General features: G+C 43.8%; 23 protein-coding genes. 8 read left to right on the top strand and 15 right to left on the bottom strand.

The genetic code is table 11. The annotated features are described in order from the left end of the window. Positions 1-367: 367 nt before the first annotated feature. Positions 368-544, top strand: a complete 177-nt coding sequence (locus QAI40_RS08435; RefSeq protein WP_299983310.1) for a hypothetical protein — start codon at positions 368-370, stop codon at positions 542-544. Then, on the top strand, positions 544-1,161 hold the full coding sequence (locus QAI40_RS08430) for a hypothetical protein (RefSeq protein WP_299983312.1): 618 nt from the start codon (positions 544-546) through the stop codon (positions 1,159-1,161). The genes QAI40_RS08435 and QAI40_RS08430 overlap by 1 nt, the downstream gene beginning before the upstream one ends. Positions 1,162-1,508: 347 nt before the next feature. Here the strand turns inward: QAI40_RS08430 and QAI40_RS08425 are convergent, their stop codons facing one another. The 14 genes from QAI40_RS08425 to QAI40_RS08360 all read right to left on the bottom strand — a co-directional run bounded on the left by QAI40_RS08425 (position 1,509) and on the right by QAI40_RS08360 (position 13,886). After that, entirely contained in the window at positions 1,509-3,116 is a 1,608-nt protein-coding gene (locus tag QAI40_RS08425; protein ID WP_299983314.1) for an acyl-CoA carboxylase subunit beta, read from the bottom strand. Between the two features lies 1 nt (position 3,117). Further along, a complete protein-coding gene (locus QAI40_RS08420; RefSeq protein ID WP_299983316.1) occupies positions 3,118-3,621 on the bottom strand; it encodes an acetyl-CoA carboxylase biotin carboxyl carrier protein subunit in 504 nt (167 codons plus the stop codon). A gap of 1 nt (position 3,622) precedes the next feature. Continuing rightward, entirely contained in the window at positions 3,623-5,101 is a 1,479-nt protein-coding gene (locus QAI40_RS08415; protein WP_299983318.1) for an acetyl-CoA carboxylase biotin carboxylase subunit, read from the bottom strand. A gap of 65 nt (positions 5,102-5,166) precedes the next feature. Then, on the bottom strand, positions 5,167-5,973 hold the full coding sequence (locus QAI40_RS08410) for a TIGR03084 family metal-binding protein (protein WP_299983320.1): 807 nt from the start codon (positions 5,971-5,973) through the stop codon (positions 5,167-5,169). 43 nt (positions 5,974-6,016) lie between these two features. Next, positions 6,017-7,348: a phenylacetate--CoA ligase family protein gene (locus tag QAI40_RS08405; protein ID WP_299983322.1), complete on the bottom strand. Its 1,332-nt coding sequence runs from the start codon at positions 7,346-7,348 to the stop codon at positions 6,017-6,019. A gap of 41 nt (positions 7,349-7,389) precedes the next feature. Then, on the bottom strand, positions 7,390-8,154 hold the full coding sequence (locus tag QAI40_RS08400; protein WP_299983324.1) for an enoyl-CoA hydratase/isomerase family protein: 765 nt from the start codon (positions 8,152-8,154) through the stop codon (positions 7,390-7,392). A 22-nt stretch (positions 8,155-8,176) separates the two neighbouring features. Beyond that, positions 8,177-9,478 carry a TRAP transporter large permease gene (locus tag QAI40_RS08395; protein ID WP_299983326.1) on the bottom strand — a complete coding sequence of 434 codons (1,302 nt, stop codon included), beginning with the start codon at positions 9,476-9,478 and terminating at the stop codon, positions 8,177-8,179. Positions 9,479-9,489: 11 nt separating this feature from the next. Further along, positions 9,490-10,005 carry a TRAP transporter small permease gene (locus QAI40_RS08390; RefSeq protein WP_299983328.1) on the bottom strand — a complete coding sequence of 172 codons (516 nt, stop codon included), beginning with the start codon at positions 10,003-10,005 and terminating at the stop codon, positions 9,490-9,492. A gap of 62 nt (positions 10,006-10,067) precedes the next feature. Then, a complete protein-coding gene (gene dctP / locus QAI40_RS08385; protein ID WP_299983330.1) occupies positions 10,068-11,138 on the bottom strand; it encodes a TRAP transporter substrate-binding protein DctP in 1,071 nt (356 codons plus the stop codon). A gap of 51 nt (positions 11,139-11,189) precedes the next feature. Beyond that, positions 11,190-11,801: a TetR/AcrR family transcriptional regulator gene (locus QAI40_RS08380; RefSeq protein ID WP_299983332.1), complete on the bottom strand. Its 612-nt coding sequence runs from the start codon at positions 11,799-11,801 to the stop codon at positions 11,190-11,192. A gap of 712 nt (positions 11,802-12,513) precedes the next feature. After that, positions 12,514-12,909 carry a YajD family HNH nuclease gene (locus QAI40_RS08375; RefSeq protein WP_299982119.1) on the bottom strand — a complete coding sequence of 132 codons (396 nt, stop codon included), beginning with the start codon at positions 12,907-12,909 and terminating at the stop codon, positions 12,514-12,516. Between the two features lie 24 nt (positions 12,910-12,933). After that, positions 12,934-13,473 carry a GNAT family N-acetyltransferase gene (locus tag QAI40_RS08370; RefSeq protein WP_299982121.1) on the bottom strand — a complete coding sequence of 180 codons (540 nt, stop codon included), beginning with the start codon at positions 13,471-13,473 and terminating at the stop codon, positions 12,934-12,936. Then, entirely contained in the window at positions 13,470-13,622 is a 153-nt protein-coding gene (locus tag QAI40_RS08365) for a KilA-N domain-containing protein (RefSeq protein ID WP_299982124.1), read from the bottom strand. Before QAI40_RS08365 ends, QAI40_RS08370 begins: the two co-directional genes overlap by 4 nt. A 30-nt stretch (positions 13,623-13,652) precedes the next feature. Beyond that, positions 13,653-13,886 (bottom strand): hypothetical protein, encoded by a 234-nt coding sequence (locus QAI40_RS08360; RefSeq protein WP_299982127.1) that lies wholly within the window; start codon positions 13,884-13,886, stop codon positions 13,653-13,655. 419 nt (positions 13,887-14,305) lie between these two features. Here QAI40_RS08360 and QAI40_RS08355 point away from each other — a divergent pair, with 419 nt between their 5' ends. From QAI40_RS08355 to arfB, 3 genes are read left to right on the top strand one after another with little or no spacing between them, the layout of a single operon-like run. Further along, positions 14,306-14,956, top strand: coding sequence for a class I SAM-dependent methyltransferase (locus QAI40_RS08355; protein ID WP_304511552.1), 651 nt, complete (start codon positions 14,306-14,308; stop codon positions 14,954-14,956). Continuing rightward, positions 14,943-15,407 carry a GNAT family N-acetyltransferase gene (locus QAI40_RS08350; RefSeq protein ID WP_304511551.1) on the top strand — a complete coding sequence of 155 codons (465 nt, stop codon included), beginning with the start codon at positions 14,943-14,945 and terminating at the stop codon, positions 15,405-15,407. Before QAI40_RS08355 ends, QAI40_RS08350 begins: the two co-directional genes overlap by 14 nt. Then, positions 15,408-15,839: an alternative ribosome rescue aminoacyl-tRNA hydrolase ArfB gene (gene arfB, locus QAI40_RS08345; RefSeq protein WP_299982134.1), complete on the top strand. Its 432-nt coding sequence runs from the start codon at positions 15,408-15,410 to the stop codon at positions 15,837-15,839. 17 nt (positions 15,840-15,856) lie between these two features. Here the strand turns inward: arfB and QAI40_RS08340 are convergent, their stop codons facing one another. Next, positions 15,857-16,225 (bottom strand): VOC family protein, encoded by a 369-nt coding sequence (locus tag QAI40_RS08340; protein WP_299982137.1) that lies wholly within the window; start codon positions 16,223-16,225, stop codon positions 15,857-15,859. Positions 16,226-16,445: 220 nt separating this feature from the next. On the opposite strand from QAI40_RS08340, the gene QAI40_RS08335 reads away from it, so the two are divergent. Genes QAI40_RS08335 through QAI40_RS08325 form a run of 3 tightly spaced genes read left to right on the top strand, consistent with a single transcriptional unit; the run spans position 16,446 to position 20,197 of the window. Then, on the top strand, positions 16,446-17,807 hold the full coding sequence (locus QAI40_RS08335) for a vWA domain-containing protein (protein WP_299982139.1): 1,362 nt from the start codon (positions 16,446-16,448) through the stop codon (positions 17,805-17,807). Between the two features lie 25 nt (positions 17,808-17,832). Next, positions 17,833-19,509, top strand: coding sequence for a sensor histidine kinase (locus QAI40_RS08330; protein WP_299982142.1), 1,677 nt, complete (start codon positions 17,833-17,835; stop codon positions 19,507-19,509). Continuing rightward, positions 19,496-20,197: a response regulator transcription factor gene (locus tag QAI40_RS08325; protein ID WP_299982145.1), complete on the top strand. Its 702-nt coding sequence runs from the start codon at positions 19,496-19,498 to the stop codon at positions 20,195-20,197. The genes QAI40_RS08330 and QAI40_RS08325 overlap by 14 nt, the downstream gene beginning before the upstream one ends. The last annotated feature ends 269 nt before the right edge of the window (positions 20,198-20,466 follow it).

The raw sequence follows: 20,466 nt of genomic DNA, 5'->3' as shown, positions 1-20,466 counted from the left end.
TAAAAACAGCCCCATCGAAGGGCATCTCAAGGTTCTGAACTCAAAAAAAGGAAAACTGCACCGGAATCGGCCCCACCAAGAAAAAAATTCCCCGATTTTACCTTTGGAGGGGTCTATAAAAAATTAGGCGGTGGATTTGGGTATAGTTGAATAATTGAAAAATTGTTGATATAGGTAATTTCATCTGGATTATCGCTACATCCGGATAGAGACTATTAAATAAAAGATACTATAGAAATATTCTCCCTGATATTGATGGTTTTAAAACTTAGCAGGGAAAATTAACCTGATAATAAATTGGTTATACCTCAATAGATATCTCTTAAAATCACCAAATTGAATAAATCATTTTTCGGAGAAATAAAAGATGAATCCGCAAAAAACTATTGAAATCCAAACTGAGTTAGAGCGTCGTAAAAGCATCCTCATTGAGCTTTCACACAATCCTAATTTTTTAATGGAGCCGTTTGAAAGGAAAAGGATTCAAGCTTTTCTGGAAAGAGGAGGGGCCCCCCTGAACGACCCAAAACAATTGAAAAATTAATGAAACATTTTTGTGTGAGTAGTTTTAGCTATGCTCCTTTACGGAATAATTTCTTAACACCACTTATTAAAGAATTGCCGTCCACCCAAAATATTGATGAAGCACTTCACCGTGCATTTGGAGAACCAAATTTTTTAGACTATCAAAATTGGCAGCCTCAAAAATTGGGCTTGTTAGCTCAACAAATTCAAAACAAATTTCAATTTGATTTGTCATCAAAACAATTTAAGCCCCGAATTATTTCCGTTTTAATAACAGGCTCTGCAAAAATGCAGGACGAGTTAAAAACTGGATTGGAAAAGTTTTATGCTCGCATTGAAAAAGTCACACTTCCTAAAGATATGTGGAAATATGTAAATGATTCCTCAAAAAACATTTCTCAAGTCGGTCCAGCTCTATTTTGCGATTTTCTAAAAGAGATTGGTTTTACCAGGTATGTAAAAGTCGATCATCACTTCCGAAAAGAATTTCCACAATTATTAGGTCTTAATGATGACTGTCGTAAAATGAGCTTTAAAAAGAGCTTTATTTTGTCACAAGAAATTGCAGGCAGCATCGGAATAACACCATATCATCTTGATTCGTTACTATATCTCTGGGGAAGGTATGGCAAATAACCAAAAGCGGTATAACCCCGGTTGCTGCTCCGGACCATTCAGCTTTATTTTTTGATAAGTTCAATTTAAGTTACTTTCCCACAGTGTTTTTTATAATATAAAAAATTGAAGCAAGCACTGAGCACTTCTGGCTAAAGTCAGGGAAAATAAATTTTCAAAAAAACACCGGACGACATTAAGACATAGTCCACAGTGAAAAATATTAAAGATACCGATACAAATCATTACTCTTTTCCGTCAAAAATTGAAGCCAAGATTATGCAAGGATGGTTGAGTTCCTGGTCTGATAAAATGAGGACCATTAAGTTTGCATTATTGATGGTTTCTCTTCTTGATTTGTTGCCTCCTCATATCCTTAACACCCCATTGGGCGTTTTGTTGAATTCACAGTTCAGTGCCACCGATAGGGAGATGCCCAACACCTTACGGGTATCTGAAGGATCTATAATACCATCGTCCCAGAGTTCCGAAGTGGAGTAATATGCACCACTTTTTTCCAGATAATCCTGGGAAATGTCGTCGTAGATCTTATGCACTTCTTCTTTGGGTAAGACCTTACCCTGACGCTGTAGAGCCTTGAGACGGATCTGGGTCAAAGTCTTTACTGCCTGCTCCATCCCCATTACCGAAATCTGCGAGTTGGGCCAGGAGAACAGAAAGCGAGCATCAAAAGCACGTCCACACATGGCGTAGTTGCCGGCACCGAAACTACCGTTGGCCATGATCGTAAGTTTTGGAACATCCAGGTTGCTCTGCACCATTAGCATTTTGGCACCGTCCTTTGTAATGCCGTCATGTTCATAGGCCTTGCCTATCATGAATCCGGTAATGTTCTGAAAAAAGATAACCGGCACGAGATCACGATTGCAGATCTGCATAAACTGAGTGCATTTCTGAGCACTGTCGGAAAACAGCACTCCGTTGTTGCCTATTATCCCCACCTTCCAGCCATACAAGAAGGCGAACCCACACACCACAGTGGTGCCATAGTCCGGTTTGAACTCATGGAACCGGCTGCCATCGACAATGCGGGCAACCACCTCCCGCATATCGAACTGCTTCTTAACATCGTCGGGGATAATGCCGTAAAGTTCTTTCGGGTCGTAGTAGGGTTCTTCGGGTTCACGCCGCTCCACCGCCACCTTGGTTCCCCGGGGAAAAGTGCCGACGATCTCGCGCACAAGTGCCAGGCCTTCCTGCTCAGAATCCACTGCGTAATCTGCGGTACCGCTTATGGAGCTGTGCACATCCGCGCCTCCCAGTTCATTGGCAGTCACCTCTTCACCGGTGGCGGCCTTTACCAAGGGTGGACCCCCCAAAAACACACCGCCGGTACCCCGCACCATCACCGAGTAGTCGCTCAGGGTAGGGATATAAGCACCACCGGCGGTGCTATGGCCTAACACCAAAGCCACCTGTTCTACCCCCAGAGCACTGAGGACGCACTGGTTTCGAAACATGCGGCCGGCCATGTGCCTGTCCGGGAAGAGTCCCGACTGCAGGGGTAGATATGCACCGGCCGCATCCACCAGATGGACCATGGGCAGACGGTTTTCAATGGCAATGTCCAGAGTACGGACCATTTTCTTCACGGTAAGTGGGTACCACGCGCCTCCCTTGATGGAGCTGTCACTGGCCATTATCATCACCTCACGGCCACTGACGATGCCAACACCGGACACCACGCCGGCTGAAGGAACAGTGCCCTCATAGGCCAGGTTGGCCGCCAGGGTGGAGAGTTCCATAAACGGCGTGCTGGGATCGAGCAAAAGATCAATACGTTCCCGTACCAGTAATTTCTTCTGCTTTCTCAGCCTTTCCACGTCCCGTTCCGGACGATCGAAACGGGCCTTACGCTGGTGTTCATGAAATTGCGTCATGATTTTATGGTTGTGACGCTGATATGCGCGGAATTCGACGGACTGGGTATCGACGTTGGATTTTATGCGACGCACGTTATTCTTCCTCCTTTTTCGACAGGGTTATCAGCGCTGCATTCTTACCAAATGTAGCCCCAGGCTCAAAATGTACCTGGACCACCTCACCGTCCCTGGGGGCTGTAATCACCGTCAGAATTTTCATACTCTCGATGGTCATCATGGACTGGCCTTTGGTGACCCGGGCACCCACAGCCACATCGATCTCCACCACTGTGCCGGGCATGGGTGCCCGGGCGGTGTTGCCAGGCCCGCTGGTCTCCTGGGCCGCCTGCTCCACAGGATTCACGATGTGCAGGGTGAAGGTCCGGTCAAAAGCGCGGATATACACCGTCTCCCCCTTAACCGCCATCTTCATCCGAACGTTTTGCTCACCCAATAGGATGATACCTTGTCCATCCTTCATAGACTTCAATGCAACCGACTGGAACTCCCCGGCTTCCACCTTCAACCAGCGCTCTTCTGGATGACCGACAACCATTACGGTGTAATGTACGTCAAGCAAATTAATCCGGCGTTGCATATCAGTTCCTCCAATCGCCAAGGGATGCATAGGGTTCCGGCACCTGGAAAGCCGGGTCGGTGAATTCTCGACTGTTCAAAGCCGCAGCAGCTAAAAGTAGGTTGCGTTGTTCTTCGCTCAGAGGCGGCGGGCTCAAATCCTCGCCATACTTGGGAATAAAACCGGTGTGTATCTGGCCGGATGTATAGGCTGGATGGGAGAGAATCCGGGCCAGGTAGTCGATGTTGGTGGTCACCCCAAGTATCAGCGTATCGTCCAAAGCCTTCAAAGCCCTTTCAATGGCTTGATTCCGATCCCTGCCGTGGACAATCAGCTTGGCAAGCATGGGGTCAAAGGCGGAAGAGACCTGCATGCCCTCGGCAAATCCGTTCTCAATTCTAACCCCTTTGCCCGCTGGCAGACGGTAGGCCAGGAGCGTCCCCGTGGCCGGCAGAAAATCGTTTTCCGGGTCCTCGGCATATAGACGAAGTTCGATAGCATGTCCTTTCGCCTTGATTTCATCCTGGGACAACGGCAGATATTCATCTCGGGCCACGCGAAGCTGTAATTCCACCAGATCCAAACCTGTCACCATTTCAGTAACCGGATGCTCCACCTGTAACCGGGTGTTCATCTCCAAAAAGTAGAACTTTCCGTCAGGCGCAAGTATAAATTCCACCGTTCCTGCATTGAGATAGTTCGCTTTCCTGGCGATCTCCACTGCTGTATTGCAGATACGTTGGCGCAGTTCCAGAGTCAGATTAGGCGCAGGGCTTTCTTCGATGATCTTCTGGAAGCGACGTTGAATGGAACACTCCCGCTCCCCCAGGTGCACCACATTGCCGTGGTGATCGGCCATCACCTGCACCTCTATATGACGCGGTTCTTCCACATATCGCTCGGCGTATACCTCATTGTTTCCGAAAGAACGCAGCGCTTCACCCTTGGCCAACTGGATGGCTTGGTCTAGGCCATCCAGTTCCCGCACGATGTGCATCCCCTTACCACCACCACCGACCGCCGCCTTGATCAAAATCGGCACACCGATTTTTCGGGCACATTCAGCAAAATCCTCTCCTGCATCCGCCTCGGTTACAGATGACACCAGGGAAAAACAATTGTCCATACAGAAAGAACGGGCAGCCACCTTGTTGCCCATCAGCTCGATGGTCGAAGGCTGTGGCCCGATAAAAGTGATTCCCTCCTCTGCCAGGCGTTGAGCAAACCCTGGATTTTCAGCCAAAAACCCGAACCCAGGATGAACCGCATCGGAGCCGGTCTCCTTGCAGGCAGCGATAATACTCTCCACATTCAAATAGGCTGCCACTGGTGTGGGGCCATCGATTTCCACGGACTCGGCGGCCGTTTTAACCGCTGGGGAGTCGGCGTCCACCGAGTGATAGACAACAACACCTGGAATGGCCATGCGATCCAGCGTGCGCAAAATTCTACAGGCGATCTCTCCGCGATTGGCAATCAATACTTTAGTGACTTCTGACATGGTCTTTTTTCCTCTAATTTTTCTAAAAATATACAGAATATCGAAATTTTAGATAGTCTAATCTGTTAATAATCAATCACCCGAACTCCCGGTAAAGGCGGCTCCTGTGACAAACCGGCAAATGCCTGGGCCAGGGAAAGCCATTTTTCGACATGCTCGCCCTGCCATTTCAACTGGGTGTCAGCCACATTACGTCTTTGGGTGACCACCAGGCAAAACTCCTCTGCGCTTCCCCAAATCCGCTCTGATACATCAGGTTTCCCCCATACCCACATTTCACCGGAAGGTCCGGACAGCTCGACATGGGGAGTAATCGCAGGGACTTTCATTCCTCGAACTTTGAAGCTCCATCCAAAAGTGGCCATGCCAATGTGCGCCACGTGACGGAGTCTGTTGCTATTAACCCTTTTCACCCGGAGCGTATCGAAAACATCCTGGGCATGGGCCCAAGTTTCCATCAGACGACCAGTGGCAAAAGAATATGCACTCATATCAGGGCCATACCAAGGCAGTCGATCTTTGAGAGACATTCCCTTCAACCGTTGAAGCAGGCGTGTACGAATGTCACGCCAGTGGGACAACAATTCATCCGGTTCTTTGGGGCCCAACATCGGATTGAATCGTTCCGGCCAATTGTCCTCTGAACGTATTATTTTCATTACCTTCTTAGCGCGCTCTTTGAAATGGATCGGCTCTTCAATGGCAAGTAGCGACTCATGGTCAAAAAAAGCGATATGGGCAACTTCATCAAAGATCGTCCAGTGAAAAAACGGGGTTTCAAGACTCCATTTTTTATCATCCAATTCGGCGACTAGGTCATCTAACTCCTGATACTGTGCTTCAAGATCTGAATATATTTTTTCATCAGGCATGGGTTTGGGGTGTATACATGACTCATGTCTTGTCTGTTTTTTATTAATAATTCCGGATAACCCTTCTTGCTTTTCCCATTTTGGTCCGCTCTATTGAGTCAGGTTTTACGAGCTCGACGATTCCTCTAAAGTTTAAGGTTTCTTTGATTTTATTCTCAATCTTTAATTTAAGATCCATCATCTTGTCCGGCGTGATGTGTGCCCCATGCTCTACTTTTATATCAAGACTGGTATATGGCGATGGGTGATCAATAATGATCTGGAATTCGCCTGTGACTTCAGGAACTATATCTTCCAGAACCATTGCAATGCCGTTGGGGAATACATTGATGCCTTTCACGTGGAGCATGTCATCCACTCTGCCAACGATCCTGAACCGAAACCCTGTCCTGCCACACTCACACGGGCCTGTTTCAAGAATTTCCATGAGATCTGATGTCTGGTATCTGACCAGAGGCTGAGCTTCTTTTTTCAGGTGGGTCAGAACCATTTCACCAACAGCTCCTTGTGTTATAGGAATATCTTTCAGTGTTAGAGGATCAATGAGCTGGAGAAGCAATGCACCCTGCCCCAGAAAATGGAGTTTGTAATTATCCAGGCAAACAGAAGCAAAATTGCACAATACATCAGAAACCCCATAATTAGCGTTCTGAGCCTTCATTCCCCATGTGGTTTCCATTCGTTTACGGTATACAGGATTTTCAAGCCCGGGTTCTCCGCCAAACAAACCAAGTTTCAGCCCGAGTTCGATGGGATCCATATCAAATTCATCCTTAATTACTTTTTCCAAATGTTTGGGATAGGAAGGTGTTGAAGATATGGCATTTATTCCGGCATCTTTTATGACCTGGATTAATTGTTTGGAGTTGCCTACACCAAATGGTATGACAGTGGCGCCGGTTGTTTCCAGGTTGGCATGATCCGTATATCCGCCCATCCACATGCAGTAATTCAGGCAATGAATAACACGGTGATGGGGACGTAACCCTCCTGCCCAAAATGCCCTGGCCCCGCAATTGTGGGTCAGGTCTAAATCTTGTTTTGTCAAGGCGGTATAGATAAAGCTGCCTGTGGTACCGGATGTCCTATGAACCCGGTTGACTTTTTCAACAGATGTGGCCAGAAAGTCACCAAACGGGGCCAGTTTTTTCTGGGAATTTCTCAACTCCTTTTTGGTGGTAAAGGGTAGAAGCGCAAGATCCTGTACATCACAAATTTTGTCCTTTGTAATGCCTGCCTTTGCAAATTTGTCCTGGTACATTTTGCTGTGTCCATATACATACTCAATCTGGTCGAGGAGCAGGGTTTTCTCCATTTTTTCCTGGTCTGATGCAGATATGGATTCCATATTTGGATTAAACATTGTCTGTTCCATTTTCCTCTCCTGTAATGCCCAATTTTTTTAAAAACGTCTGTTTATTTTTTACCCATTTCTTTGAGTCGTTTTTTCACAAATTCTGTTCCGCTTTGACCGCAGATGATCAAATGACTTTTTTCAAGTTCCATGATTTGATCAAAACTGGCCTCCATTCCATGGTCAAGAGCAGTTCGTGACAGTCTTGTGGCAAGAGGTGAACGACTTGCAATTTTTTCGGCCATGGTCATTGACTCTGCCATAAGATTTTCAGGCGCAATCACTTTATTAACAAGACCGATCCTTTGTGCTTCAGATGCATCAATAAAGTCGCCGGTTAATACCAGTTCTTTGGCTTTGCCCAACCCCACAAGATGGGGTAATATTTTCGTACCGGCATTGGTAACGGTCATGCCCACAGTGGTTTCTGGAAATCCTAACACAGCAGTTTTAGAAGCAATCCGGATGTCACATCCCATGGCAAACTCGCATCCGCCGCCCAGAGCATATCCGGGTATTGCCGCAATAATGGGTTTACCAAGTTTCATGGTCATATACTGGATTTCCTGGAGTCTTTCTGCCTCATCCATCCATTGCTCAATGCTTTTGCCGGATGCTGTCTCTTTTAGATCCTCACCTGCACAAAAGGCTTTTCCCTCTCCGGTCAGGATAATCACAAGGGCTTTTGTATCCTTTTTGGCCATGTCAAGTTTTTCCATGAACCGTTTGAGCAAATCAAGATTAATGGCATTGAGGCGGTGGGGACGGTTAAGGGTAATAATTCCCACATTTTTGTTGCAATGGTACAATACGGTTTCATTTTTCATGGTTATCTCCAAAAAGTTCAAGTTATCTTAAAAATAGGTCAACTAAAATTAGTGCAAATTCAGGTACATAGGTCACCATAAGTATTACTGGCAATGCGCCGAATATCATGAAAACTCCGGCGGGTTTTACATATTCGTTCAGGGGCAGGTTGCCACCAACCATTCCGGCAAGATAAAGCATGGGGGCACAAGGTGGTGTGACATTGCCAAGGGAAAGATTGGTAACAGATATAGCAGCAAAGTGAATTGGGTCTATACCAACGGACTGTGCAACCGGCAAGAGAATAGCGGCTGAAAGGATGTTACCGGACACATCATCCACCAGCATGCCCATGAGCAATAAAATGACGTTGAGCATCAAAAGGACCCCCAATTTATTGGTGGTGATACTGAACATAGCTTCGGTCAGGTGCTGGGGTACCTGAAGAGTTACCATGATTCTGGAAACCATTAAAATAAAAAATAGAAGGATCATAATAGCACCGGATGTAATCATTGCCTTTTTCATGGTGGAGAATAATTTTTTAAACGTCATTGCTCTGTATATGACCAGTCCAACCAGAACAGCATAGATGGCAGACATGGCAGCCGCTTCCGTGGGGGTAAAAATTCCTCCATAAATACCGCCCAGGACAAGGACTGGCATTAACAGCGCAAATGTGGCCTGCTTTGTAGTACGTCCGATTTCTTTAAATCTTTCTTTTGAGGATTGCCTGGGGACCAGTGTCAGATTTTCCATGCGCCGGCTCATGAAGATATTGATCAGGCTATAACTTATCATCATCAAAATCCCTGGAATCAAAGTGCTTAAAAAAGCTGACAGAATCGAAATTTGTGCGGTCATGGCAAATGCAATCATGGGGATACTGGGGGGAATCAGCAGGGCCAGCATGGAGGAGGTGGCCACAAGACCTGTTGCATAACCTCTTGGATATCCCTGTTTTGTCATTTCCGGAATCATAATGGATCCGATAGCGGCAATGGCACCTGATGCACTGCCTGAAATGGCACCAAAAATCGTGCATGTAACCACACAAACCACACCCAGCCCACCTTTTGTTCTGCCCACAATGGACATGGTAAAATTCAACAGGCGCTGGGAAATACCGGATTCGCTTATCAGACCTCCTGCCAGGATAAACAAAGGCAGGGCCATGAGGGTATATGATTCAATGGACCTAAAGGCGGCAGGCATGGCAAATCTTGGATCAATCCCGGTAAAAAACAGGATGGCAAACCCTCCAAGACCAAAGGCGAAACCCACGGGTACGCCTATCAACATCATCAATATAACCACCATTAATATAGAAAATACAATTACCATGGAGCGCTCCTTTAATGGTCTTTTTTATAATTTAAGGCGGTTGTCAAATATTTGATCACGTTAGTCAAACAGTAGAGCGTCATAAAAAATGCACCGAAAAACATGCTGCCAACGCTGATGACCCTTGGCCACCATAGACCTGTGGTCCGCTCACCAGTGCCATAAATCCACCAGGAATAGGTCCCGGAATGATAGAGAAATAAAATACAGGTCACAAGACATAGTATCCAGACAAAGGTTCTAAGAACAATTCTTGCCTTTTCCCCTGTGATATATTTATTTGCCACATCTCCCTGGACATGGTTATCGGTTTTGGTACTTAAAACAGCACCCAGGAAATAAAGCCATATAGCCACTAGACGGGAAAACTCTTCAAGACCGAAAAGGGGTTGTTTAAAAACATAACGTAACAACACCTGAAGAACCACCGTCAGGGTCATAAGGGCACCGCCCAGAACAATGAACAGTGAAAAGCCATTGGTCAACACATTGTCGATTGCAGTAAATGTTTTTCGAACGGTTTTCATGAACATTTTTTCTCCCTTTGGTCGGGTCCGGAAAGGTTATTCCTTTCCGGACAAGAATTTTCCTATTGGGGAATGATAGTTGCGTACTGTTTGATTTTATTCATAAGTTCGGTTCCCAAAAGTTCTTTTTCAATAATTGGCCATGCCTTGTTCCTGACGACTTTAGCTGATATATTCCATTCTTGGTCACTGACTTCATAAACTTTGATTCCGGCTGCCGTAAGCTTATTCATAAAATCCTTTTCATCCTGCTCTGCTGCGATGGCTTGGTCTGCCATGACCGTGTCTGCACTGGCGGTGAGAATGGCCTGGTCTTCCGCGGAAAGACTGTCCCATAGTTTTTTATTCATGGTCAAAAACCAGTATTCAAAAGCATCCTTGGTGAGCACATAGGTATCTATGGCATCCCTCATGACATAGGCTTCAACCGCAGGGCAGGCAGACCTGGCATCCACTATGCCGGTCTGTAGGGCGGTAAATGTTTCCGAATAGGCCACTGGTGTGGAGATAAAACCAAGGGTAGGGATATAGACTTCAAATATCCTGATGGGGGGAACCCGCATCTTAATTCCCTTGGAATCGGCAGGTACTTTGACCAATTTTTTCACCCGACTGGTATAGGCCATGCCATCCCACGCATTTAAATAAATACCCAGCACCTTGAGGCCGATGCCTGAGTAGAGTTCGTTAAATATGGGGGTAAGCCATCCTTTTGATCCGATGGCAGCCCGTGCTTCATCCCAGGAGGAAAAAAGATAGGGCATGAACATGAGATTGGTCTTAGGGTCATAAGATGTAGAGCCAGCATTGAGTCCGATTTCCAGGGTTCCCATACGGTTGGCTTCAATCTGTTCTGACCAGTCCCCCAGGACGCCTGCCGGGAAATAGTCGAGCTTAATATTTCCCTGGGATTTTTCTTCTACAAGTTTGGCAAATTGTTTACACCGTGCAGAGGCTGGATGATCTTCAGCAATTCCCTGGCTGATTTTCCATTTGTATGACTTCCCGGCAAAAACGGGAGATACCATCATGGACAATGCAATGAGCAGCACCACTAAAATAATAAGTGTTTGGGGGAAATACCCTGTTCTGGGCCTATGCATCCAAAATTCAGTACATTTTTCTTGTTTCATTGTACATCTCCTTTTTTTGGTTTGTGTACTATGGTTATATTTTCCGCTGTGCTATTCTTCCAAAACAGAATTTTCAAAAGAATACAGCGGTAGTGATTCTTTTAATAACCTTGTTACAACAAGTTCTTCATATATACTGGAAATTTGGTCTCCGGACAGACGTCCTTTAGGTTTGAACCAGTTAGCTACTGCCGTACACATGGTTAGTATGGCATAGGAGATTACCTTGGCATCCCCGGCTGCAAAATATCCCTGGTCCATTCCCTGGATAATCATGTCCTGGAATTTTTTTTCATAGGCATCCCGCAGAACTACAAAGCTTTTATAATTATTGGCCGTAAGCCCCCGGAGCTCACTATCAGAAATCAACACCTCTTTTTGGCGATCACAATGGAATTTGACATGGGCTCTTACTGCGGCACGCATTCTGTTTTCACCGTTTTCAATTCCTTCAAGGCAGGTTTCTACATAGACGGTTAATTCTTTCATGGTTGTCATGAGAATATCAAAAAGGATGCCTTCCTTGCTATCGTAATGATAATAGATACTGGCTTTGCGTATGCTGCTGTTCATGGCTATATTACTCATAGCTGTGGCAAAGTAACTTTTTTTATAAAACAAATTGATAGCTGCTTTTTTGATAGTTTTTTTTGTGGTATTCACGGATGTAAATTCTCCCGTTTTGTTTTTTATAATACCCGTTTTTCAGTTCAGCCTATGTTGTACTCAGATCTGTTATCGCAAAAAGTGTTAATTAAATAAATTACCGTACGTACGGTAGATTATTTTTATATATTAATTAAAATTTTATTTGTCAAGCGGTTTTTTATTTTTTTTATTTTAATCTGAAAGTGAAAATTTATATTCAAATTTTTCTATTTTTGGAATTAGAATCAAACAATAGATATTGCTGTTAGGATGAATATATTTTATCTTTTGCATTCTGGCTTATCACAGAACTTTTGTTTTTTTAAATTGCGGGAATCTGGCTTGAATAAATCATGACAGTTTTTGCCCCTTCGTCTTCGTACTTTCTTTTTCATAGCCCTGATACCTCCTCAGGTCTATAATAGGTCTATACGAATGGCAGGCGGGGTATTATTAAAAAAAAGGGGCGGGATCTGCGGGATCAGGCGGGGTAAACACGCAACAAAACAAAACTGACTACATAACTGGCTATATTGTTGGGGGCCAGTTAACACCAGATAGCTGATGATTTTTATCCATAAGTCCCTCTCCCAAGGACAGGCACAATATGCAGATCTCGAAGGTAAATATCCTTTGCCGCCCGGCATTTATCTTATTAAATCGAGTTAATGGTCATTAAAACAGAAAACGTAAATTATGATAAATTTCAGGGTTTACACAAGTCATTTCATGGTATTTTTTTGACAGCCTCTGGCAGTTTGCCTTTCAACAAATTCCCCAGTCCGGCAAAAGGGTTAACACCACCGCCATTTTCCGAGGAATTGTCGGGTACCTCGTGGTCATAGGCATCGGCAACCTGGTCCCGAGAGTGTTCATTGTCGTGGCAGTAAATGCACAAAAGCTCCCAGTTGCTGCCGTCTGGAGGATTGTTGTCATGGTTGTGGTCTTTATGGTGTACGGTCAACTCGCTCAGACGTTTGCCGCTGAACTCGCGACCACAATGACCGCAGATCCATGGGAAAAGTTTGAGAGCCCTTTCCCGGTAAGTGTTTTCACGATCTTTTTTAAACTGAAGCGCCTCTGAGACAGTCAGATTGGCAGTGTTCTTGCCCTTCGAAGACATATGTGTTTTCTCCCTATTGTAATTTTATGATTTTGGCCCCGTTACAAAGCCTACTTCACCAGGTTCCATGTGGTAGTCATGGATTGTTTGCCCGTCCACAGTGTTGAAGATAAAGCCATATCCCTTAAAGGAAGCAGTCCTTTTTTTTATAAATTTACCATCTGTGTAAGATGACACCATCTGTTCCCAAAACACCAGGGCAGACTTGTTTTTTAATGTGACGGCAACTTCCCAAATACCTGTGAACTGTGCAAATACATATTCAGCCAACTTACGGCCATACCCTTTTTTCTCATGCCCTTTTTGAATGTAGAACTCTGCCACTGCAAAGCCGTCAGTATTGAACCGCAGGTGTTTATTGACCAAGGCAAAGCCGATGATAGAGTCTGATTCCTTTAGAATATAAATGTACCGGTCATCTGCCATTGAATAGAGTTGTAAATTTTTCAGTGCACCTTTACACCACGAATAATAATTATCAATTTCATAAAATTGACTCATATAATCCAGATATTCTCTAAAAATCGGTTTAATTCGGTCTATTGTCTCTATTCGGGTAATCATTTCAGACCAGCCTGTTTTTTAATTATGGCATATTCGCCATAATTAAAATCAGGGTTATAGATGCGCTCCCATATTCCCAAAAATTCGACTGTATTGCTGTTTCTCAACCAGTCTGAAAGAAAAAAGTCTCCATCTTTTGCTTTTTTCATACCGACACCTCAATAATCTTCATAGTATCATTACCGAAAATATCCACCACTTTCACAGCAACCTTGCGCCGTCCGGGGTTCATCCACCTGCTCAATCACCTGAAACGGCAGTACCACATTGCAGACTTCACCAGTTTTGCTATTCCACACCAGCTCAACTTCTTTCTTGTCCTCAAATAACAAAAAGCGATACTTCTCCGGCAAAGGCTTCCCCGCTTCAAGATGCTTGGTAATATCTCTTATCTCATTATCGTTCAGCTTCATTTTGTTCCTTTTGTGTTTTTCTTACCTTGTCCTATTAATCTGCCAGTATTACCAATGAGTCTGTTGATATAATCGCGGAGCCAAGACTACAGGTGGCTCAGCTCCGCGATTCCAGGCGGCGCAGCCGCCGGGAACAAATAATTATACAGTTCTGTATACCACTCTGATATTACATTTTATCCAAGCCTTGCTAAAACTAAAATGAATCGATATCTTTGATAATCCGAGTAACTGATTTAAAACTTATCGTCAAGAAAAACTTGCATTTTCATGAAATGCCGTGGCAATCAGAGCACCTTATTGTCCGATTAATTGATTTAAAACCGACCGGAATTCTGATATGGATATTCCCTGACTGTGAAAAGTTAATATTTAAAAAGGCATAAAGGCATGAGCCGGAAATTAAAGCTGTTATGATTATGAATCAGCAAACGTACTGGGATAAGGCGGCATCTAAAAAGGAATTTACCACGCCCTTTCAGAGGGATATTTTTAAACCATATGTGTCAAAAAAATTCATCATCCTGGATGTGGGCTGTGGATACGGTCGAACCCTGAATGAGCTTTATCAGGAAGGGTTTAAGAAAATTTTCGGGATTGATTTTTCACAGAAAATGATTGAAAGAGGAAATCGTCTGTATCCCTGTCTTGATTTAAAAAAATGCAACACTATCTTTCCTTTTGATGACAACACCTTTGATGCGGTGATATTGATTTCGGTTTTGACATGCATTGTGAAAGATGAAAATCAGGAGCAGTTGGTGGGTGAGATAGAACGGGTGTTAAAGTCCGGCGGGAGTTTATATATCAATGATTTTTTAATTAACCGGGACTTGCGTAATATTGACAGATATAATGCATTTAAAGAGGCTTACGGGATATATGGGGTATTTGAACTTGATGAGGGGGCACAGCTTCGGCATCATACGACAGACTATTTGTTTAACCTGACCCGAAATTTTGAGACCATGGAATTTGAAACTATTGTGTATACTACCATGAACAAACATACATCCAATGGGTTTTATTATTTGGGAAAGTTGAAAAGCAAAAGACATGATTCAGATTGACTGGAAAATAAAATCATTTAGCCAGCTGGATATAGATGAACTGTATGAACTTTTAAAACTCCGGGTGGACGTGTTTGTGGTGGAGCAGAATTGTCCTTATCCGGAAATTGATGACAAGGACAGGCATCCTGAAACCCTGCATCTTGTCGGAAAAGGAAAAGATAAGGGACTCATGGCATACTTAAGAATCCTGCCGCCGGGCTTAAGCTTTAAAGAGGTGAGTATTGGCCGGGTGGTTGTGGGAAAAGAGAGCCGGAGGCAGGGAATCAGTGATACCATGATTAAAAAAGCTCTTGATCAAATCAATCGGACCTGGCCCAATGAGAATATCCGGATCGGTGCCCAGGTGTATTTAAAGAAATTTTATGAATCCCATGGATTTGAGGCAGTATCCGAAAGCTATCTTGAGGACGGGATTCCGCACATTGATATGATCAGGATATGTTCGTAAATGAAAAGTCGGGTTTTGCATATATCGAGCGAGGTCAGTATTCCGGACAATGAAATCCGGTTTGAGGCCATCAGAGCTCAGGGGGCGGGTGGCCAGAACGTGAACAAGGTCTCAACAGCCATACATCTGAGGTTTGATGTTCAAGCCTCCAGTCTGCCCGACGAGGTTAAAGAAAAAATACTGGCTCTTAGTGATAAGCGAATCTCAAAGGATGATATCATTGTTATTAAGGCGCAGAAGTTTCGCAGCCAGGAAAAAAACAGGGAAGATGCCCTCAACAGACTCAAGGCCTTAATTTTAAAATCGATGGTCAAGCAAAAGAAAAGGAGATCGACCCGGCCTTCCGGAAGTGCAAAGAAAAAGCGGTTGGACAAAAAGACAAGACATGGCAAACTTAAGCAATTGAGACAAAAGGTGACAAAGGATGATTAAAGGGCAACCGTATTGATTTACCGCACTGGAACAATTTCCAGCCAGTAACCGTCCGGGTCATTGATGAAATAAATTCCCATATCCTTGTTCTCATAACAGATGCAGCCCATTTCCTTGTGAAGTTTATATGCAGCATCAAAATCCGATGTCTTAAATGCAATATGAAACTCTTCGTCCCCTAAATCATAAGGCCGGTCCATGGCTTTCAGCCAGGTGAGTTCAATTTTGTTCCGGGTTGAACCATCCCCTAAAAAAACAATAATATAACTATTGTCTTTGGCTTCGGTTCTTCGAATCTCTTTTAGTCCCAGTGCTTTATTGTAAAATGTCAGACTCTTTTCAAGATTCAGCACATTGATATTGAAATGGTCGATAGTAAATTTCATGGTTATTCCTTTTTTTGGAGTTATGTCGTAAATCAAACAATCCCAGACAATAGAGGATGGGTCAAGAAAAAAGCGGTTTTACAAGTTTTTTACAACTTCTTTACTCCTCTATGACACATTCCTGAATCATGCTCTGTATAGTTGAACCGGATGTAAGACAGATTTTTATATTGCGGTTTAAACAAAAATTGATTAACTCAACAGGTAAAGGAGAAGGACCATGGCACATTTAAAACGATATCAGCACCGAACAATTGTTTCATTTTTTACAGCATTGATTATTTTTGTCATAATGACAGGGGGTGTCCGGGCAGGAATTGAACAGTCCAAAGTTATTTGCAGGGTGGAGACAGACAGGGCGGTTCTACCGGCAGGAGATTCCCAGAATGTGGTGCTTAAGGTGACCCTTGCTGCGCCTCCGGCACCGGGTCATGCCAAAAGACCTCCTGTCAATCTTAGCCTGGTCCTGGATCAGTCCGGCTCCATGAACGGTACCAAGATTGAACAGGCAAAGGCGGCTGCCATTGAAGCCTTAACTCGGCTTGGTTTGCAGGATATTTTTTCTGTGGTGGTCTATAATACCAATGTCTATACCATTGTCCCGGCTCAGAATGCCCGGAACGTTCAGGGAATTATCCATAACATTCAACAAATTCGTGCCGGAGGCAGTACGGCCCTTTTCGGCGGCGTTAGCCAGGGTGCTTCCGAGATCAGGAAAAATCTTGAAAGTGATTATATCCACCGAATTATTCTCCTGTCTGACGGGCTGGCCAATGTCGGGCCCAGGATGCCGGAAGATCTTGGACGACTGGGTGCAGCTTTGATTAAAGAAAATATTTCTGTCACAACAGTGGGCGTGGGGACCGATTATAATGAAGATCTTATGACAAGGCTTGCCCAGAAAAGTGACGGCAATACGTATTTTGTCGAATCCGGATTTGATCTTCCCAGAATTTTTGCAGCAGAATTGGGGGATGTATTAAATGTCGTAGCGAAAAAAATAAAAGTGATCATAACGCTTCCGGACAGTGTGAAGGCTGTTAATATTATCGGCAGGGAAGGCAGGATACGGGAAAATCAGGTAGAGCTTTACATGAACCAGCTTTATGGGGACCAGGAAAAGTATGTCCTGGTTGAAGTCAATATTCCAAAATCAATATCCGGATCAAGAATCAAGATTGCACAGGCTGACGTAACTTATGAAAATCCGTTCAGCCGGAAATCGGAAAAATCAACCGGGATCTCATATGCCAGGTTCAGCAGTGATTCTGGAAAGGTTGCCAGATCAAGCAATATTGAAGTGATCAGAGAATATCAATTAAATCTGAATGCCCTGGCCCAGGAAAAAGCCATTGAACTGTCTGATCAGGGAAAGAAAAAAGAGGCTGTAAGAGAGCTTAAACAGTCTGCTGCCAGGTTGAAACAAGTCGGTTTCCAGTATAATGATAAAGAATTATTAAAAGAAGCCGATGAGCTGGAAGTTCAGGCTGAGACAATTGAGGATCAGGGTATGAGCCCCAAAAGCCGGAAATTGTTGAGAACCGAATCTTTTCAGATGAAAAACCAACAGCTTTCAAAATAGATAAAAACCGGGTATAGCTTAAAGTATGACAAGTAAACGATCTATCATTATCTTCTGGGCACTATTTTTAGTGCCCACCCTTATTATAACCGGTATTGCCTTCCAGCTGCTGTCCCACGAGCAGGAACGGATCAACCGGTCAGCCATACAGGCTTTATCTGAAAGGGCAAAAACCATTTCTGAAACCATTCACATTACGGTTGAAGCGGTTCAGGAAAATCTTACGCAGTCATTACTTGATATTGATCAGGATAACTTGCAGAAAACTCTTCTGGTATGGGAAGAGACAAATCCTCTGGTGCGTAATGTTTTTATTTATCAAAAGAACCGGGAGCTTGAATATCCGGTCAGGGGAATGGAATCCACCCTTGAGGAAAGACGGTTTATCTCCCGGTATGACTCGCTGTTTTCAGGGAGGATGAAGTTTGATTTTAACGAAGACCTTTCAAGGGATGAATTAAAGATAAAAGGTGTAACAGAATCATCCCGCCAAAAACTTGTTGCCCTGTCAAGGGTTGTGCAAAAAGCGCCTGTTTTAGAGCAACAGGCCTTTCCCTCCGCGGAGCCGGAACAACAATTTATAGAAAAGTCAGGATGGATTCCCTGGTTCAGTGAGAACCGGCTGCACATTTTAGGCTGGGTGCAAAAATATCAGAATGGGCCGGTATACGGGATTGAACTGGAATTGATGGCGCTCCTTTCAAGACTGGTGGTTGATTTTCCAGAATTGCCGGAAAAAGATATTGCACTATTGTTGATGGACGGAAACGGCTACTTTATGCATCAGTCCGGAAGAATGACGCTCGATTCCAAAGAAAAGCCCGTAGCAGTCGTTTCCATATCAAACCTGCTGCCTCACTGGCAGATCGGAGTCTTTATCGATAATAAAGGGTTTGGATCAACCCGTGGCTTTTTATATGTCTCCGTAATTTTACTGGGTGTTTTTATCATTGCCATTGTATCGGGTGGTGTCCTGCTGACCCGCCTGACCCTTCAAAATATGAAAGATGCCCGGCAGAAAACTTCATTTGTTTCTTCGGTATCCCATGAACTGAAAACACCTTTGACCAGTATCAGAATGTATGCAGAACTTTTGCTATCCAGAAGAATTAAAGATGCGAATAAAACACAAACCTATCTTTCTGTAATTGTCAGTGAAAGTGAGCGCCTGACAAGACTGATCAATAACGTACTTGCTTTTGGGAAACTTGAACAGGGCAAAAAAACGTATCATTTGACAACCTTTGAAATGGACCGGTTATTAGGGCAGATGATCCAGGCCCACAGCATCCGAATAGAGAATCAAGGCATTGAAATCATATCACAGATTGAAGAAGGGGATTATAAAGTAAAAACAGACCGGGATGCCATAGAGCAGGTGATTCTGAATCTCGTGGACAATGCTCTAAAGTATGCCGATAAAGGAAAGTTTATCAAATTTGTTCTGGAAAAGGATGATTCTTTTATTCTTTTAAAAATTTGTGATGATGGACCGGGCATTCCAAAAGAACAGCAAGAGATGGTTTTTGAAAAATTTCACAGGGCGGATAATTCCTTAACCTCAAAACAGCCGGGCTCGGGTTTGGGATTGAGTATCGCAAGGCAGATTTTAAGGGATCTTGAAGGTGATCTGTCTTTTGACCCCATGCCGGGACATGGCAGTTGTTTTACAGCAAGGATAAAAAATCATGACGCACATTAAAATTCTTGTGGCAGAAGATGATATAAATATCAGGATGGGGCTTGTGGATACTTTTGAAAGCGAAAATTATCGGGTAGCCGAAGCCAAAGATGGTAAAGCGGCTTTGGAATTGTTTAAAAAAGATTCTTTTGATCTGGTTCTCCTCGATATAATGATGCCTGAAAAAAGCGGATATGATGTCTGCCGGGAGATCAGGGCAATAAATGAAGATGTTCCCATTATTATGCTGACGGCCAAAGGTGAGGAAATCGATAAGGTCGTTGGGCTTCAGCTTGGAGCGGATGATTATATGACTAAACCCTTTGGTGTTCATGAACTTCTTGCAAGGATATCCGCCTTGCTTCGCAGGTCAAAAAGGCAGGCAAAGGCAAAAAAAGAGCCGGTCCAGAGCACATTCATGTTTGGTAAATTTAAAGTAAACTCTAAAACCTTTAAGCTGTCCTGGCAGAGCAGGAACATTGATCTTTCGGAAAGAGAACTTAAGCTGATAAGGCATTTTCATGACCATCCGGGAGAAGTCTTAAGTCGGGATAATATTTTGAATGCTGTCTGGGGGATTGATTATTTTGGCACAACCCGGACCCTTGACCAACATATTGCACAACTTCGGAAAAAAATAGAAACAGATCCTTCCAACCCGTCCCTTATCACCACTGTTCATGGCGTGGGGTATCGGTATGAGACTTAAATCAAAGCAATTTAGAATCAAAAAACCTGCTTATTTCAAGCTATCCTGAAGCTATAGAACGAATTAAACATTTGCGAAAATTTGTTTATGGATTATTTCAGTAAATCATAGGCAGAATATTTTTTATAACGATAGTTGACTAATCAACTATTTGAAAGATTTTGAAACCCGCATAAATTCTATAACTATCACTTCTTCTTATTTAATTTTGATATTTCTTTTAATTAAAATATATATTTTTACTTGACAATGCAATTATACTATCGCTA

It is taken from the genome of Desulfobacula sp. (assembly GCF_030611305.1).
In the GTDB taxonomy this organism is placed as follows: domain Bacteria; phylum Desulfobacterota; class Desulfobacteria; order Desulfobacterales; family Desulfobacteraceae; genus Desulfobacula.
Note: the sequence above shows the minus strand (reverse complement) of the source record. Positions and strands in the feature narration are given on the sequence as shown.